Source organism: Bacillus sp. F19, from assembly GCA_023823795.1.
GTDB lineage: Bacteria > Bacillota > Bacilli > Bacillales > Bacillaceae > Bacillus_P.
The window spans coordinates 2,395,225-2,412,890 of the sequence record CP085710.1 but is presented as its reverse complement, the minus strand read 5'-3'; the positions used below and the strand labels follow the sequence as shown (position 1 = coordinate 2,412,890).

Genomic DNA, 17,666 nt, shown 5'->3' with positions numbered 1-17,666 from the left:
TAATTCCTCCATAGTGTTTAAGAATCGAAATATTCCGAAAAAAACATTTATTAAAAAACTGATTCTTCTATTTACCTTTTTGAACTATTCGGACGTCCAAATAACAGAAATTATTAGTTTTCTAGTTTCAAAATTGTCTCTAAGCTATTAGAAGTATGCCTAATCATTTGCTCAGGGCTGAATTTATATGGTGGAATCTCTGGTGTAATAAAACCGTTATAATTAATTTCCTTTAATGCAGTTACTACCCTTTCCCACTGAACATCCCCTGCAAGCAGTGGAACAAACCCATTAATATTTCCTACCGAACAGTTAAAATCCTTAACATGAACCGCACAGATTCGATTTCCGAGTATTTTAATCCATTGCTCCGGGTATCCGAATTGCAGAATATTTCCTGCATCAAAATAGACACCTACATAATTGCTTTTCGTTTTGTCTACGAAATCTCTCATTTCTAATGGACTTAATAGAAATTTATTCCATACGTTTTCGACCCCAATAGAGACTTGCAGCTCCTCAGCTTTTTCTGCTAGTTCCTTAATAGCCGTTAAAGAGCGTTCATAAGCAATGTCATAGGAGACAGATGAATCTACGACACCTGGAACAACAAGTATGGTTTTAGCACCAAAAATTTTTGCTGCTTCCAGCATCTTGCTGATCACTGCTTTACCTTTTTCTCGTATTTTCTGTTCATTTGAAGTTAAGGAATATTTCCAGTGAAGGCCTGTAGCAACTGTTGGAAGCACTAGGTCATATTGCTCAGCTAATTCAATGATTTTTAACAATTCCTCTTCAGATGATCCCATATGAAAAGGGGAATCGGCATCTTCGGTCAAGTTCAATTCTACACCATCAAATTTGTAATCCTTTGCTTGATAAAATATTTTTTCAATTTCCATTGATTTAGGAAAGCACCAAGCATTGATTCCTTTTTTAAAACCCACACAAAAACACTCCCTCCATAATTTGTTTAATGTTTAGGGCATATATTCCTATTTCCTATTTCCTATTTCATCCACGCGCTTCTAAAAAAGGGGAAATATGGAATCACTCTAGTTTTACCGGACTTTTTTGCTCAACAGCCTGATAAGCTGCAAGAGCCACTTCAACAGCCTTCAATCCATCTTGCCCCGTAATTGATGGCTCTAAATCTAGCTTTACACATGTGATAAAATCTTTGATAAGATCTTTATCCATATCATCTCCCCAATAATGCCATTTTGTTCCATTTGCATCACTATAAACATTTATCTTTTGCCCGAATGCATCTATGAAAATAGTTCCTTCCGAACCAATCACTTCAAGTGTTACGTCACCCCAAGTGGGATACGTCTTATTGCGGGACCAGCTGCAATCTAATGTGGCAAACACACCATTATCAAACTCCATCGTTAATATTCCACAATCATCAATTTCATCTGAGAAAAAAGCATCGGCCTCAGCATAGACCTCTGTTACTTCTGCATTCAAGAACCAACGCATGATATCAACTACATGGACGGTATGATCCATAACGGCACCGCCGCCGGATAGAGATTTATTGACAAACCAACCACCTGGATTTGTCCCGCGATTTGTTCCTTTCATTGCAATAACTCGACCAAGTTTACCTTCTTTAATTATTTTTTCGGCTTCTTGAATGGATGTATTAAAACGAACAGGGAAAGCAGTTTGAAGTTTTACACCGTGTTTTTGACAAGTTAATACCATTTCCTCCATCTCTTTCATTGTCGTTCCGAGAGGTTTTTCACAAAGAATATGTTTTCCCGCTTTTGCTGCTGCAGTTACATGGCGGTGGTGATTGCTATTTTCGGAAGTAACAATTACAGCATCTATGTCTTCAGCAAGAAGGTCATTGAAATCAATATAATAAGCAACACCAAACTTATCTGCTGCATCGCGTCCACGCGCCTCATTTTCATCAGCAATTCCAACAAGGATGACTCCATCTATTTCCTTGAGAGCACTTGCATAACTATGCGCATGCATATGTGCGAAACTTATAATTCCTACCTTCATATCTTATTTCCTCCTTTTTTCTAATTCTGAAATGATTAAACTCTAGGGATAGACAATGAAGATTTGATTTCTACAACTTTACCACTCTTAATAGATTCAAGTCCTGCAAGTGATATTTCTAGGGCTTTGTATGCATCTTCAGCTGAAACGAGTGGTTCTAAATCATTTTCTATACAATCCAGAAAATGTGCCAATTCCTGAAAATATGGATCTTCTTTTAATGGACTCGACGGAACAGCTACACCACCGCTATTTTCTTTTTGCCGAATTTGTGAATAAATGCTTCGTTCTTTTGAGCTATCATATTCTATTATTCCCTTGTCGCCAACAATCTCTATTGAAGTAGAGAATCCTTGATGTGCCCATGTTCCTTCAACATGAGCAATCACTCCACTTTCAAATCTAAGTGTAAGAAGGGCATAATCTATTCGGTTAAAACTTCTTCCTAATACACTTTTTCCATAAACTCGTTCAACCTCACCAAAGCACCATCTTAAGAAATCAATATCATGTATTACCATATCCAGTACTAATCCGCCGCTTTTTTGAAAATCTGCGTACCAATCATTCCAAGCTTCTGGAAATACCCCGCCCCTTTTGGTTCTTACCATTACTGGCTTACCGATTTCATTCGAATCAACGATTTCTTTTGTTTTTTTATACTCTTGGAAAAAACGAAGGACGTGTCCGACAAACAATTTGACACCTTTTTCTTTACAATAAGCAATCATTTCTTGTGCATCTTCTTTTGTTCTTGCGAGCGGTTTTTCGCATATGACATTTTTCCCTAAGTCTGCAGCCTGCATGACAAATTCTTTATGCAGATAGGTCGGCAAACATACATCAATAATGTCGATTACCGGAACGCTGTTCATTGCTTCATCAATGGTCTTGTAATAATTTGTGCTGACCGATAAGGCAAGCTCTATACCTATCTGTTCTCGTATATCCACAATCCCTGCTAATTTAACACCCTCCATTTTTGCATATGCCGAAGCATGAACACTTCCCATTGTTCCAGCACCGATAACAAGAACATGTTTCATAATTAAATCTCCTCACTTCCTATATTATTGTTTTAATCTATTAAGCTATAAGAAGAAAACTAACATTTATCTATGATGTAAAAATTACTCGCCGATAGGTAAAACATAAATCCTTATGAATACAGAGTTAATGATTTTGGAATCTCTGCGCCCTTTTTAAAACTTTTGCTCATAAATTATGTATTAATAAAAGTGGAAAACTTAATCTCTATTAACCTAAATATTAGCACTATTCAGAAATACATTCAATGTAAAAATGGAAAAATCCTCCATTTATTTTTAATAAGGAGGATATTATCTCTATTTAACTTTGACTAACCAGCCATCCTAGGTTGATTATGTTGACCAGGAAAAAGTGCTAGTCCTTCTGCTTTAGCCCCTGCGGTTTCAATTAAACTACATATAATTTGTGAACCTGTTAGATAAAACTGACAAGGAATTTTTTCCTTGCCAGTTTCAAAAATAAAAGATCTCCACACGTCCTTTCAAACTGGAGGCAGTTATGACGATTGCTTTTCTTCCAGCCCGTCACGTGCTTTACTCAAAGCGGCTAATGCATCATCGATCTCCGCTTGGTTTGCGTCCAGTTTGTTCAGTGTGATTTCGGTTACCTGCTGCGCCTGCTCGAGATGTTGCCAGCTTTCTTTTGTATATTTAGATTCTTTCAGGTTTTCACTATTGATTTCAGTCAAACGATTCTTCAGATCCGTTTTATTTCCTACTAGGTTTTTGTCAGAAAAAATCTCAAATTCATAGAAAGAATACCCGAAGATCGTTGCCCTTTCAATTCCTTGAAATTTAACATATCTGGCTTTTACTTTGTCAAATGTGATATTGTCTCTGCCACCGCTTCCCGTTACTATCCCATTGTTATCTTTAATCACATTTGTCCAATTTTCCTTGTCTTCTGAAACTAGAATTTTATATTTTTTAGCGTAGGCAGTCTCCCACGCAATCGATACCTTGTTAATTTCAATTGGTTCATCAAGATCAACTAAAAACCATGCATCATCTTCTGAAGCACTTGACCACCTTGTATCCCATTTCCCGTCTACAGCTTTATCCGATGAATAAGTAGAAGATTCTGCTCTTGACGATTCCGCATTTTTATTCAATGCCAAATTACCATGTAAATCTACGGCTTTATTATTAATTGACACATGATCAATTACACCTTTAAACGAGTTTGTTTTACTCCCTATTCTCTGCATAGGTAAAACAAATGTTTCAAGCTTTCCGCCATCTTTAAGGCTTTCAGCATATTTACTGCCATTTACAAAAAGAGATGTACCACTGCTATCGCCTGTCAACAGCAGATGTGTCCATTCACCTGCAGGAACTTTGTAATCGAAAACACTATGATAGCCTTCCTTTGAGAACCCTAATTTTCCGGTATCCCCTTGAGAAAGCTTTAATTGACCTTCAGGCGATTCGAGCAGTACGGCATCATCCGGATTGTCGGCATCTGGTTTAACCCACATAGAGATGGTCCAGCCAAAGCCCAATGATCGTAAAGGTGTTTTAATGTAACTTTCTCCGCCATTAAACTTTACCCCATTCCCAAACAGCCCATCAGCCATCTTCACATTTTTTCCGGAACCATCAAAATCGTTGCCTGATGAATCCCTGAACTTCTCTTCAAAAAGGTATTTGACGACGTTTCCATCTTTATTTCCAACATGAATTTTATGAGATAGGTTGACGTTTGGAGCATCTCCGATCTTGGATGCATCTTCTTCAAACTTGTTGAAATCCTTGTCTGCACTTGTTCCAGACCACATCTTTTCTGACACCACCTGCATTGCAGGCAGAATTCTGTGATGGGAATCAGCCATTGAAACTCCCTTTGCTGTGGAAATGTCATTCCATAATGCAAACATTGCACCCTTAACGTTCGGATGTCCGAATGGCAATACCGTTTCAACCCAATTATTTGGCTCCCAATTGTTATAAAGATACCCGGAATTTAAATAGTCCGCATATAATTGTGGAACAATATATAAAAGGTTCGTATAAACATTTACGATATTATATCCAAGATCAATTGCATGCTGTGCTCCGCCATATGGTTCATACCAAATATCCATTGTTGCATTATTGCTGATTGGTGTTTCACCATCATGCTTTGTCAACCCACCCCATAGACGCGGATGCTTGCCCTTACTGTTAATATGGTTAATAAGTGTGTCCATGTATTTTCGGAATGCCTCGTTATCATTACCCGAATATTCGTCAGTGCCAATATGAACATCTGGTCCTATGAAAACCGGATTATCACCATCGATATATTCATCAAACAAGCCTTTAACAAAATTCACTGTTTTGGGCTTAGTTATGTCCAGATTATTGGCTGTTCCTAAAGTTGGATCATATTTGATAAATGCCCCAGAATGTCCTGGAGTATCAATCTCCGGAACGACATTAATGCCATAATCCATACCGAGCTGCTGAAGATCTCTAAATTCCTTTTTCGTATAAAAACCGTTTTTACTCGTTAGACCAGGATACTTTTCGCTCTCCAATCGAAAGGCTGCTTTTGTGCCATCAGGAAATGGAGTGCCTACATCATCATTCAAATGTATTTGAAAACGGTTCATCTTATAAAAGGACATTTGCTTGACATAATCCCTTAAGAACTCAATGGAATAAAATTTCCTAGCTACATCCAGCATAAACCCTCGATCTTCATATTTCGGATAATCCCTTGCAATCCCCTTTGGGATATATTTGTGTTTTTCATCCTGTTGTAATATTTGCAGAGCTGTCCTTGTCCCATAAAATACACCTTTAACTTTCGATGATTTTATGGATACGTAATCTTCAACATCAAAGATGGACCCTTCTTCCCCGAGAGACGTTAATGAATCATCTAAGGATAAATATATATCTCCCGCTTTTGGAGTACCGTAAGTAATCTCCAAATTAAGATTTGTAATCTCTTTTATATCATTTTTGGTTAATTCAGCTGTTCTTCCGAGAGCATCTTTGTCTGCTTTATTCACGACGATCTTTGAAGTCTTTGCCAATGCAAATTTCTCTGTTCTGCCATACCATTCACGCAATGACGGTATTACTCTCGGCTCTTGATTTAAATCCTCCGTTTGTACATGTTGTCCAGGAACGGTTACAAGAACATTATCAGATATTTTATTATCAGGATCACTCTCATCTTCAACCTGCAAAAGAAGATTTACCTTAGCGTCTACCAATGGTTTGTTAATACGGCCTTTTGCATCGATAACAGGCAGTCGATCACTTCCATATAAAGTAACTTTATATCCTTCAGGTGTTTTAGGCAGAACGATTTCTTTTTGTCCTTTTTCGATACTTATTTTTTCTCTAATATCCTTTATTATTTCAGTTAAAGGATCTTTGTCTTCGTATACTTCAAATTCGAAAATTGAATATCCGTATAATATACCTTCTACTGGTCTTCTCTTTACTCCCTGAAATTTGACATATCTGGCTTCTGCTTTATCGAACTCGATCGTATCTTTCTTCCCTCCTGCTGTAAGTACCCCATCGTCTTCTTTAACATTTACCCAATGCTCCTTATCTTTAGAGACTAAAATTTTGTATCTTTCAGCAGGGGTTTGCCAATTAATGACTACTCGTGATATATTTTCATTTTTTCCAAGATTAACTATTAACCATTGATCATCTTCTATAGCAGATGACCATCTTGAAGCAGGATCTCCATCAACAGCATTCTCCGCAAAAAGCCATTCTACTTCATTACCTGAAGCAGATACCGTTTTACCTAAAGCGAGGTTTTTTGTTTCAGCAAAAATCTGCTCAGGCCTGACTAAAGAATGAATAATCGTAAGAATCATCATTAATACAATCAAACCGAACGTTTTTTTAAAGATCATAGTTTCCCCATCCTAAATATGTATTTCATCCCTCACATCTACCAGAAGATTCTTTTCGCCAAACATAGGATAGCAATGTTTTCTTCTACCCTTTCTAGTAGTCCCGCCCAGTCTCTGAAATTGGGCGGGTGTATTTATACTTAATCAAAGATTGTAAAACAGTCCTGGAATTTTATATCCTCTAGAGATTGCTTCATTCTCTATTTGCCGGCCATATGGTTTCAATATCGCCAAACGGTTTTTACATTCAGATCTGTGTTCTCGCTATTAGTTTCCATACTGGTATACTCCAAAATCATAGAAAGAATATCCGTAATCAGTCGCTCTTTCTACCCCTTGAAATTTAACGTATCTCGCCCTTACTTTATCAAAACTCAATGTTTCTTTTCCGCCTTGTCCCTCAATTATTCCGCTGTTATCTTTGATTACATTTGTCCAATTTTCCTTATCGTCCGAAACTAAAATCTTATATTTTTTTGCAAAGGCACCTTCCCATTGTATGACTACCGTGTCTATTGCTTTTTGCTCGCCAAGATCGACAGAGAACCAGGCATCGTCTGCGTAAGCACTCGACCACCTCGTACTATAATTGCCATCTACCGCCTTATCAGGAGTTAAATCAGGTCTAAAAGGTTCAATTGCTGACGATTCTGCAGATTTATTTAACGCAAGGTTACCAAGCAAATAACCCGTGTCTGCTTTCAAAATATCGTATACTTTTTCCGAAATTAACTGGTTCTTTTTATGATCATCCAGCAATGCATTAAAACTTTTTAGGTGATATATAAACTTTTCAGCATTTTCTTCGAATTGCTTTACCGCATCCAAATGGGCTTGTAAGGAACGAGCAGTACCTTGGCTTTCAAATTCCCCCGCTTTTTCAAAGCGCAGGACATGTGTCTTCATATCAGCTGCACTTGTCGTAACATTAATCAAATAAGACTTCTTATTAACATTTCCAGCTAAGTCAGCTGCAGTTATAATAAGTTCATGTTTTCCAGGCTTCCCTGCAAAATCAATGTCTGTTCCTTCATTGTATGTCTTGCCATTAAAGAAAGCAGAAACTTTGGAAATTCCACTATTGTCATCCTTCACTTCCCAGGTAAAATGGAGTTTTTCTGTATCATGTACGCTGATTTCATTTTGAAGCACGCTACCGTTTATCATCGCATTTACTTCTGGTGCTGTTTGATCCTTAATGTAAGTCCCATTCACAAATTGGTAAAGCCAATCATACAAAATCCGTGTTTTAGGGTCTTTGCTTATTGCAGTGTTATAAATAGCATTATTTCCTTGATAATATGCTTTAAAAGCATGCTGCATATAGCCGTATTCAACGCCGCCGTTAAGGTAATCAATAAATCGCTGACGGAATACATCATCTGTTAGCATACGGTCATCAAATTCCATTTCTACCCCCATCCCATATTGCTTAGCCAGGTATGCAGCATCCTCGATGCGTGTACGGCTCATTTCCTCAAAGAAATAGTTGGGCTGAAAAGCAGCGGCGTCAATGCCGACATCCTTCCACATATGACTCTTGTAGGCTAAGAAGTGTGGGATCCAGAACAACTTCAAGTCTTCATTATGAACGAGATGACTCACTTTTCGGAGTAAATCTGGCCCCGTTTCGCTAGTACTTATTTGTTCTTCCAACCAGTACATGCCAACAAGCTCCAGATTGGAATAATTATTTTCCATCCAGTTTTGTTTAACCTTTGTCAGCCACCAATTGATAACTTTTTCTCTGTTTGCCAGTGCTTTTTCCTCACCGATTATTGAAGCATTGAAGTTCTCAGATATGCCATCACCATCTACATCACCAAAGTCGGTCATATATTCCCCAGGATCTGGCACCATCAAAATTACTTTCATTTTATGATCAGGCTCATTCAATTTTAATCCGACTTCTTTGACTGCTTCATTTAACTGCTGCATATCGCCATTTTGGGCAAAAGTCTTATTAAGATACCAGTTCCAATCTTGAAGGTTCGCCCCTCCGCCGAATCCTCGTCCTGCTGGGGAAGTCAAACCAAGATAAAGGACGCTGTCAAAGAACCAGTCGACTGGGTTTCCGTTTTGATCCACATAGCTGATATTAGGAATAATTCTATCCTTCGTCCAATCTCCCTCTCCGCTTTTATAATGTCCGTTATATAGTAATGACAGGTTGCGAACTCCAGCTGTAGCATCCCCCGGTTGTTGGTATGCAGGCTGCTCAGGAGGAATACTTTCGGCACCTTCAACCTTTCCATCCTGCCCCAATATTTCGATTTCATCGAGGAATGTCCATGCCCTTGTATGCATCGTAAATGTTACTTTGACATACCGGGCATAAGCCATTTTTGCATTGGATTCATTTTTCGGAATACCGTCTTTGCTTCCATCCCAAACAAAGTATTCTTCTCGTGGCGGCCCATCTCCCCACAGAAGCTCTGTAGACTTATGGGATAGCGTCCCCCAATTTTCCTTGTCGTCGGAGACGTACATTGAGACCGTCAACGGAACTAGAATTGAGTTTGTTGGCCAATCTTGTAAAAAATGTGCCTTTATGTTTGAAATAGATTTTTTCTCTCCTAAATCAAACACTACTTCACGTGTCTTTTTTTGCACGTGCCCCACCCATGCTGGATCTGACAGCTGCAATTTGCCGTATTTCCCATCGGTTAGTTCGTTCCCAGAATCAGGATATTTAGACTCAGGTCCCTCCGACCATTCATAGTCTAAACCTTTCGCAAGATTACGAAGCTTCGGCTGTTCTTCTTCTGCTTGTGCTATAGGAATCAGCGCCAGCATCATTACTGCTAAAACAGTGAAGGATACCCATTTCTTTATTGATCCCATCATTTTACGCTCCTTTCATACTCCCCATTAATCGATCTTTATTTGATTGCTAAAATCAAAAAAAAATGCTCAACCATTTCACCTCCTTTCGTATCAATAGCAATAGAAGAGAAATAACAAAGCTGTAAATTGGTCATCAGTCCAAAAAACGTATGTATGGTATTTGACAAACTCTCAAAAAGGTAGATTGTTTACTAGATGGAGAGAGTTTGCAGAGATTCAAATATTTCTTACACGTATCGTTTTTTCTAACTATTCATTTTTATCTGAAAATTGATACCGTTTTCATTATTATATCAACGATTTTAGAATTGTAAAGAAAAAATCCTTTTTAAAAATAAAAATGGGTATTTTTTTTCACCAACAACAATCACATGATTATAATGGAATATATTTGGTAGTTTTATGGTTAAAAAATGAGTCCCATTGAAAGATGAGAACGAGAAAGAAATCATATTATTGAGAGACGTCAGTCTTCCCTTTTTTCGCAAATTCAGTGTACCTCGTACTTGTTAAGAAAAATATATTCGATCATATATGCAGTCAAATCAAACCATGAATATTTAACTAGTTATTAAGGATTATCCTCGTCTTGATAATTCTAATTAAATACCAAAAAGACAGGATTTTTTCTCCTGCCTCAAGAAATTTCTAATATGAAACGACTTATTAAATTACACATGAATCTAGCAATAAGAAACTGCAAGTCGTTTCTTGCAGAAACGAAGGATCAGCCATTACAGAAAGAGAACAGTCATAAAGTATAGAAATACTAAAACTCCCCTGACTTCCCATCTAAATCCACTTTCACCCTATATTCTTGTCCAAATCAAAAAAATAATTGACGAATACTTTAAATAGGCCTAATCACAGGGTTACTGCTCTAGTCCGTCAGATAGATTACAATAAAAGGGAAATGGTTTAGTTATGCTTATCTTCTTAGTTACCTTGATGGTTCTCTATGTTTGAAATTATATTAATAATAAAACATGTAGATCAGAGGGAGAACCAGTGAAGAAAAATTGGACTGAAGAAGAGCTTTTAGCAAACTTTATGTTAATGCCAAATGAACTGCATTTAGCTATGGGGAATAAAACAGAAACGAATCGTTTGCGCTTTGCTGTATTACTAAAATATTTTCAACAGGAAGCTAAATTTCCGAGTAAAAAACAAGATGTTCCTAAAACAATGATCAAATACATAGCTAAACAATTGGGTATTTCGCCTGATCGATTTGACGAATATAGTTGGGGGTGGAAAAGAAAAAACTTATACCCGGCATCGAAAAAATATAAGGGATTATTTTGGTATTCAGGAACTTACACGTACAGATAATGAGCGTTTTTGGACATTGGTTAGAAGAACAAGTTCAGTTTACACATGATATAGACTATTTAAAAAACCAAGCATACAGTCTCTTTCGTAAATGGAAAGTTGAACCTTTAGTGATCAAGGATCGCAATATACCTCTTGTGCTTTTCAGAATTCAGCAAAAGAAAACGGCATTATCACAAGCATGTCTCGGAAAGGCAACTGCTTCGATAACGCCGTCATTGAATCCTTCCACTCTACGATAAAGTCGGAAGAATTCTACTCTCAGCCACGAGAGGATCTTACAAACCCTATTGTAGTGGAAAAAGTAAGAAAATTCATCTATTACTACAATAAAATACGACTTCAGGCAAAATTAAACTACCTGTCCCCGATAGAATTTCGGGAACAGGCAGCATAGGTGCTTTTTTCATGTCTCATTTCTATGGGCCAGTTCAATTCAAGGATAGCGCCCTTTAATGAAGTAAGCATTATTAAAGTTTTCAATTTACAAGATTAGCTTCATACCTTCATGACTCGCCAAAAATCCTAGGCGATTATAAAAACGATGGGCATCGTCGCGTTGTCAAGGACCGGTCACGATCCGCATTAATAGGTCGACTTCTGGTATTTGGTAATTTTCATCCTCGTGAATATTCAATGTCATAAGGCCGGAAAGAACGGCAAGATAGCAGGAAATCAGTTTCCTGGGATCGCCTGAGGCAATTTGGTTTGCTTTCTGCCCTTCCACAAATAAAGGTTCCAATTGGTCGACATACGTTTTCATGGAATATTGTTCGATAAGCCGTTTCGCTTCCTCTGGTACTTCGTCTGATGTACGTGCCTGGTGAATGAGCATAAAGTAAAGCTGACCATTTTCGTCAAGTGTAGCCTCAGTCAGAGTCCTGATTTTGTCGATTGGCGATCCAGGCAGCTTATAGACGTTCTGCATTTCAGAAGCCGACTCTTCTATTGCCTGTTTAACAAGTGTAGTAAAAAGTTCATCTTTTGATTTGAAATAGCGGTAAAGTAGACCCGGGCTAATGCCGGCTTCGGTTGCAATCATACTCATTTTCGTTCCGATGATGCCTCTTCGAGCAAAGACCTTAAGGGCTGCTTCCATAATTTGTTCTTTACGTTCATCACGAATCTGCTGCAATTGTTCCTCGTTTAAAGGTGTCAAAGATCATTCACTCCTTAGGTAAATTTCGTTAGGATCATAACGAAACATTATTTATTTGTTCCATTCAATCATTCTCAGTCATGATGGTTGCTAATGATGAAAAACATTGCCCAGAAGAGGTATATCATTTTTAATTCTTAATTCACTAATCCGGAAAAAGCCCACATGTCTTTAAGATGAATCCCTGCGTTTCTTGAAATCAGCTTCACCATTGATGGCTTGGCATTCTATAAGAAAGGAAGATCAGGATAGCTAACTCTCTATTAACTTGAAAAGATGTTTATATACTCATAGAAGGGTAGGTTGCCCCGGAAAAGGAAGGAAAAATTTCAGCTAACGCCTTTTCCGATGGCTGCCCATATTCTTGCGAAAGTTCAGTGAGCACTTGCTTACCTTCCTCAGAAGAGGTTAGAATGGCCATTGCCATTTTGGGATTCAAGATTTCACAAGGTGAGGCGGACAACGTATTGACTGACCAATACAGTCCTTATAATTCCCAATTCTGTTCGATCGTAGCTTGTTTGAGAAACAGATCTATATATTTCCGGCCAAAAGAAATTCCTTTCAATGGTTCATGCCCTTCATATTCGACGCCCTCCCATTGTAGGTCATTGGCGCAGTTCAGCCACCAGGCGGGTTCAATCGTAGCTTTTATCTTTTGCAGAACGTTGTGCTCAAATAAGGGTTTTGGATCAGTGCGTTGTTTGTGAAAACATGATTCAAGCAGTTCTGCCTCTATTGCAGCAACAGTCATTCCTTGGCCGAAAATGGGATCATAAATGCAAAATGCATCTCCAAGGACCAGCAATCCGGCTGGCCAGCGTTTCATTTTTTCATAGCGTTGGCAGTAAAGTTCCGACACACGGTAACTTCGCGGAGAAGTGACCGGTTCAAGCTTTTGCGTTATTTCCGCAATGGCTGGGCTCGGAAGTTCGGAAACAGCCTTTTCAAATTCTTCAGCATTTATAGGGGGGTATTGCCCGCCTGGGCGGTAAAGCAATACTTCAGCTACATGGTTTTCAATAAAGGAAAAAACTCCTGTGAGTGTTCCGTTAGCAGGTTGACCTGCTATATTGATGACATCCCATTTTTCTACTAAATGTGTTAGATGATAAGGTACCTTATAACGCCGAGTGCTATAGCCGAGATTGACTTTGAGGAGGTCGGGTTTTGGCACCTCGTAACCTAAATCTTCAAGCCATTCTGCGAGTTTAGAGAAACGTCCGCTCGAATCAATTATCATATTAGCCGTTAATCGTCTTTCCTTACCGGCTTGCCTACGGTCCCGAACTTGGACTCCTGTGATTGTTTCTTTGTCTTCACTCGATGAAAAACAAATTACATCATGATTTGGAAACAATCGAACATTGGGAATCTCTTTCACCCGATTGCGGATGACCCACTCGAGCATCGCTCTGCTAAATTTGACATCTTTCCGTGGATATTGACCAACCATGCTTCCGTAATGATTCATGTTATGAATGGTTTTATTGAACGAAGAGGGAGAACCAAGTGCCAATAAATCCTCCTCATAACCAGGAAAGAGGTGTTCTGTAATTGACTTGCCGCGTTGTGTGAAACGATGGGGATGAAAGGCTTGCGGCGTACCGGGACGGTTTTCAGGCTTCTCGGGGAATTCATCTTTATCGACGATGAGAACCTCTTCATAATAATCAGATAGGACTCTCGCTGTCATCAATCCAGCCATGCCTCCTCCAATCACAATCGCTCGTTCTGTTTTTCCTTGTGTCAGTGCAAAATTTGAATCCGCCATATTCTTGCCCTCCGTTTTTAGATTTGTCATCATGACATTTTTCCCGGAATTGCACCTTTAAAGATGTACTGGCATTAATGCTTTGCATTCAAATTTCAAATAGGCTTGTTTTCAAACTTCGTTGAGCAAGTGATGTCTTTCCACTTATCAAATTCTTTTTGTAAGGCAATAAGTTTATCCGAAGCCATTTGATAGGCGTCTGCGCCCAACAATAAATGAAGGGGAGGCTCAGGTTCGTTAGCTATGTGAATCATGGCCAAAGCTGCTTTTTCAGGATCGCCTTCTTGCTTCCCATCTACCATATTTTCAAGAAAATCCTTTACCTCATGTACTGCTTTGTAATCCTCAATTTGATTTTTTCCATACATTACCGAGCTGCTGCTTAAGAAGTTAGTTCTAAAAAAGCCAGGTGCCACTACAGTTACTTTTATGCCAAATGGTTCAACTTCGGCGGCAAGGGATTCGGATAAACCAATTACGGCGAATTTTGTAGCACTATAGCTGCCAAAACCGGGACTGCCCACGTATCCTGAAAGAGAAGCGATATTAAAAATATGTCCTGACCTTTGCTCCCTTAAATAAGGCAGTGTTTTTCTGATGACGTTCAATAGGGCAAATACATTTACATCAAAATTTAGACGGATTTCTTGATCTGTCAGTTCTTCGATGCTTCCGCCTAAGCCATAACCAGCATTATTGACGATGACATCGATCTTCCCAAAAGTTTCCATTGTTTTCTCGACTGCTTGTTGTATGCTCGCTTCATTTGTTAAGTCAACTGTTAATGGGAGGAATTGTTTCGTATCATCGCTTACTGCCTGCGTTAAATCATTCAACGATCTTGAAGTTGCGGCAACATAGTCGCCACTCTTTATCAATTGCTTTATTAAAGCAAGCCCTAACCCTCTTGAAGCTCCGGTTACAAACCATACTTTCTTTTCGCCCATTGTAAATCGCTCCCTTATATCGATTTTTACTGAAAGAAAGAAAAAATGCTTTTTAACAATGAATGAATAATTCATTCATTTATAGAATAAAACATTTTTTATAAGTCTTCAATAAAAAAATGAAAGTTTTTCCAAAAGCTTTTTAGTGACTTAAAGAGTAATCGATTAAACAAAAGCGTTATGTCCATGAAGCCTTCTGTTTCATACAACTTTTTTGTGTTTAACAGTTGAACCTAATCCAAAAGTTACGTTGTCGGAGTACATCCGCTGCAGACGCCTTTCTTGTTGATGAATCAACATTTCGGCTTCTGCTGAAACCAAGCAGCAACATAAAAAAATGGGGTTTTATTCAACCTCTTATGAGGACTTAAAATCACTTCATTTCTTAAAGGCGAATCCAATTTTTTTAATATTTCCAAAGATTGTTTGTTTTGCTTGTCTGCTGAAGCAAAAATGGTGCGAACCATTCGGTTATTCTTAGAGATTTCTAAACAGCCTTTTGCTGCTTCTGTTTCATAACCATCTAATGTATTCATTATATTAAATCCTGGAGGACCAATAACTCAACTTGCTCCTATGACTTGTTCACGATTGATGCCTTTCTTGAATCCCATTCTGATAAAGGGCCAAATGAACCTATAAAAAAACCCCCTCCTCTTTCTATCGTAATGAGGAGGGGGAGAAAAGCAATTGATTAATGAAAAACTATTGTTGGGATTTTCTGTCTTTTTTTGTATTTCGGGGGTCCCTTAATTACTATTCCAAAGGATACATTCAGGTTTTTCAGGTGTTAATGTCTTTTCACCGTCCCATTGAAAAAATGAGCTTTGGGGTTGATAGGTTTTATCAAGGAAAAAGGCACGGTTAATATTCGTTAACTTTATATTGTAATCTAGTGAATTATTAATAGGTACAGATACAGCTTTAATTACTTCGATATCATTAACATCCGTACCCGCAGGTAGTTCAACGGTTGTCGCTGCAGGACCGTTACGGTTAATCGACCAGTCGGGAATGTCATGATTTGAAGTATACAAGGTTTCATCATTCTTTAATTTTACAGAAATGGCTGTTCCAGCTGAGGAATTTTTTCTTTGTTGATTAAGCTCGATAAATAAATAATTTTTCTGATCTGAGATCTCAGGAGTATTCGGATCAGCTACCTTCTCAACTTTTTCTTCCCGGTTCATTTCCTTTGCCATGATTTCATAGATCCATGGATTTGCATCCATTAATACTTCTCTCGTTCGGTTTTCAGGTAATGTTTGCGCTGGATTTAAGAAAAAACGATAGCCGGTTGATACGGCCGGATCATCCAACTGACTTACCATGTTATTTGCGGTAGATGTCACTAAAAGAGGGTGGTGACCTTCTTTTACTCCTGTAAAAGGTACAGTAGCATGATTAAGTCCTTGATATTTTTCAGAAAGGATCACTCCATTTGGATTTAGAGTCACACGGTAAACCCATTCAATATCTGTGGTCCTTCCCCACCTCGCCATTAGTGCCGGTGTATTCGTTCCTCCGTCCTCATTCGACCAAATCATACTATACTCAATGGTTATATTTCCGACATTGTCCTTTGATTTCTTATGATACATTAGAAGAGGTATATCAGTGGCATTATTTTCATAATTCCCAGGAATTTCCGATAAATTACGTCCATAAAGAATTGGCGAATATTTATAAATAAGAGCGTCCTCAGTCGTTAAAGGAATTGTCTTAACGTTTATTTTGGTGATTATTACCTTTTTAACACCATCTGGAGATTTCTCATCATTTAAAAATACTTCCACTTTGTGTTTGCCAGCCGAAACGTGCCCAAGACTAACCTCATATGTAAATTTTTCCTGACCCATGAAAAGAACAACATCTTGAACATAGTTACCATCTACCTTAACAGTTACTACTGCAGACTCTTTTCCTTTTTTTCCCCAATCAACTCCTAGGGCAAGTGCGGTAATGTCAAGTAGTGCTTCACCAGACTCGGTAACTTTAAAATTCGTATCAGCAACCTTCTGTTGAGCAATTGAATGAATGCTCTTATCGGGAACTTGATCACTCGCTTGAACAGATGTTGTAACTAATGCTGTCGAAAGGCAAATTGCAAGACTAGTAAACAAACGCTTTTTCATTATTTCGACATCCTTCCTGCTAAATTTTGATCACAACTACTAACATTATAGATTTTGAATTGTTATGTTAGTTTTTTATTAAAGTAAAAATGAGAACCATTGCTGTATGTAACGACAACTGATGCTTCACTGTACATCTTTGAACTTTCATCATCGGTATCAGAGCGTCCATTCCAACAAACTCCAACTTGTCTATAAATACAGGTTTATGAGGTTGAGTAAAATACATTCGTAACTGACGGGAATAAAAAACTCAAAAATAGATCAACAATTTTCCTTATTTTTATTTTTTACCTCCTTTTTTGTTAGAATTTTTTGAAACCTGTTTAATCATAAAATAAGATTGTTGAATATATGTGTAAAAAGCGTAAAAATAACGTAAACGCCTTAAATTATTATAAGTATAGGATCCACAAAAGTCCTTATTTATTCTTATTAATGTGAAAAAGACACGTTCCTGTGGAAACGTGCCCGATTGCGGAAGATCAAGATTAAAATTACGGTTGCTGCTGTTAGCTTGTTGAACTAAACC

Annotated in this window: 11 protein-coding genes and 1 pseudogene; 2 read left to right on the top strand and 10 right to left on the bottom strand. The window is 38.0% G+C overall.

Translation table 11 applies throughout. The features are described from left to right. Positions 1-113: 113 nt before the first annotated feature. The 5 genes from LIT25_12195 to LIT25_12175 form a co-directional block, all read right to left on the bottom strand. A complete protein-coding gene (locus LIT25_12195; GenBank protein ID USK35972.1) occupies positions 114-947 on the bottom strand; it encodes a sugar phosphate isomerase/epimerase in 834 nt (277 codons plus the stop codon). 103 nt (positions 948-1,050) lie between these two features. Beyond that, complete coding sequence (locus LIT25_12190) at positions 1,051-2,022, bottom strand: Gfo/Idh/MocA family oxidoreductase (protein USK35971.1); 972 nt, start codon at positions 2,020-2,022, stop codon at positions 1,051-1,053. 35 nt (positions 2,023-2,057) lie between these two features. Further along, entirely contained in the window at positions 2,058-3,068 is a 1,011-nt protein-coding gene (locus tag LIT25_12185; protein USK35970.1) for a Gfo/Idh/MocA family oxidoreductase, read from the bottom strand. Positions 3,069-3,568: 500 nt separating this feature from the next. Beyond that, on the bottom strand, positions 3,569-6,940 hold the full coding sequence (locus tag LIT25_12180; protein ID USK35969.1) for a discoidin domain-containing protein: 3,372 nt from the start codon (positions 6,938-6,940) through the stop codon (positions 3,569-3,571). Between the two features lie 267 nt (positions 6,941-7,207). Continuing rightward, positions 7,208-9,784, bottom strand: a complete 2,577-nt coding sequence (locus tag LIT25_12175) for a DUF4855 domain-containing protein (GenBank protein ID USK35968.1) — start codon at positions 9,782-9,784, stop codon at positions 7,208-7,210. A gap of 1,011 nt (positions 9,785-10,795) precedes the next feature. On the opposite strand from LIT25_12175, the gene LIT25_12170 reads away from it, so the two are divergent. Further along, on the top strand, positions 10,796-11,119 hold the full coding sequence (locus LIT25_12170; GenBank protein USK35967.1) for a DUF4158 domain-containing protein: 324 nt from the start codon (positions 10,796-10,798) through the stop codon (positions 11,117-11,119). A 109-nt stretch (positions 11,120-11,228) separates the two neighbouring features. After that, a pseudogene (locus LIT25_12165) lies at positions 11,229-11,516 on the top strand (integrase core domain-containing protein). Between the two features lie 165 nt (positions 11,517-11,681). Here the strand turns inward: LIT25_12165 and LIT25_12160 are convergent. The 5 genes from LIT25_12160 to LIT25_12140 all read right to left on the bottom strand — a co-directional run bounded on the left by LIT25_12160 (position 11,682) and on the right by LIT25_12140 (position 17,134). Further along, complete coding sequence (locus LIT25_12160; protein ID USK35966.1) at positions 11,682-12,278, bottom strand: TetR/AcrR family transcriptional regulator; 597 nt, start codon at positions 12,276-12,278, stop codon at positions 11,682-11,684. Positions 12,279-12,765: 487 nt separating this feature from the next. Continuing rightward, the gene (locus tag LIT25_12155; protein USK35965.1) at positions 12,766-14,052 is read right to left on the bottom strand and encodes an FAD-dependent monooxygenase; all 1,287 of its coding nucleotides are present in this window, start codon (positions 14,050-14,052) and stop codon (positions 12,766-12,768) included. A gap of 95 nt (positions 14,053-14,147) precedes the next feature. Next, entirely contained in the window at positions 14,148-14,999 is an 852-nt protein-coding gene (locus LIT25_12150) for an SDR family NAD(P)-dependent oxidoreductase (protein ID USK35964.1), read from the bottom strand. Positions 15,000-15,292: 293 nt separating this feature from the next. After that, positions 15,293-15,535 carry a GNAT family N-acetyltransferase gene (locus tag LIT25_12145; protein USK35963.1) on the bottom strand — a complete coding sequence of 81 codons (243 nt, stop codon included), beginning with the start codon at positions 15,533-15,535 and terminating at the stop codon, positions 15,293-15,295. Between the two features lie 213 nt (positions 15,536-15,748). After that, positions 15,749-17,134, bottom strand: coding sequence for a hypothetical protein (locus LIT25_12140; GenBank protein USK35962.1), 1,386 nt, complete (start codon positions 17,132-17,134; stop codon positions 15,749-15,751). Positions 17,135-17,666: the final 532 nt, after the last annotated feature.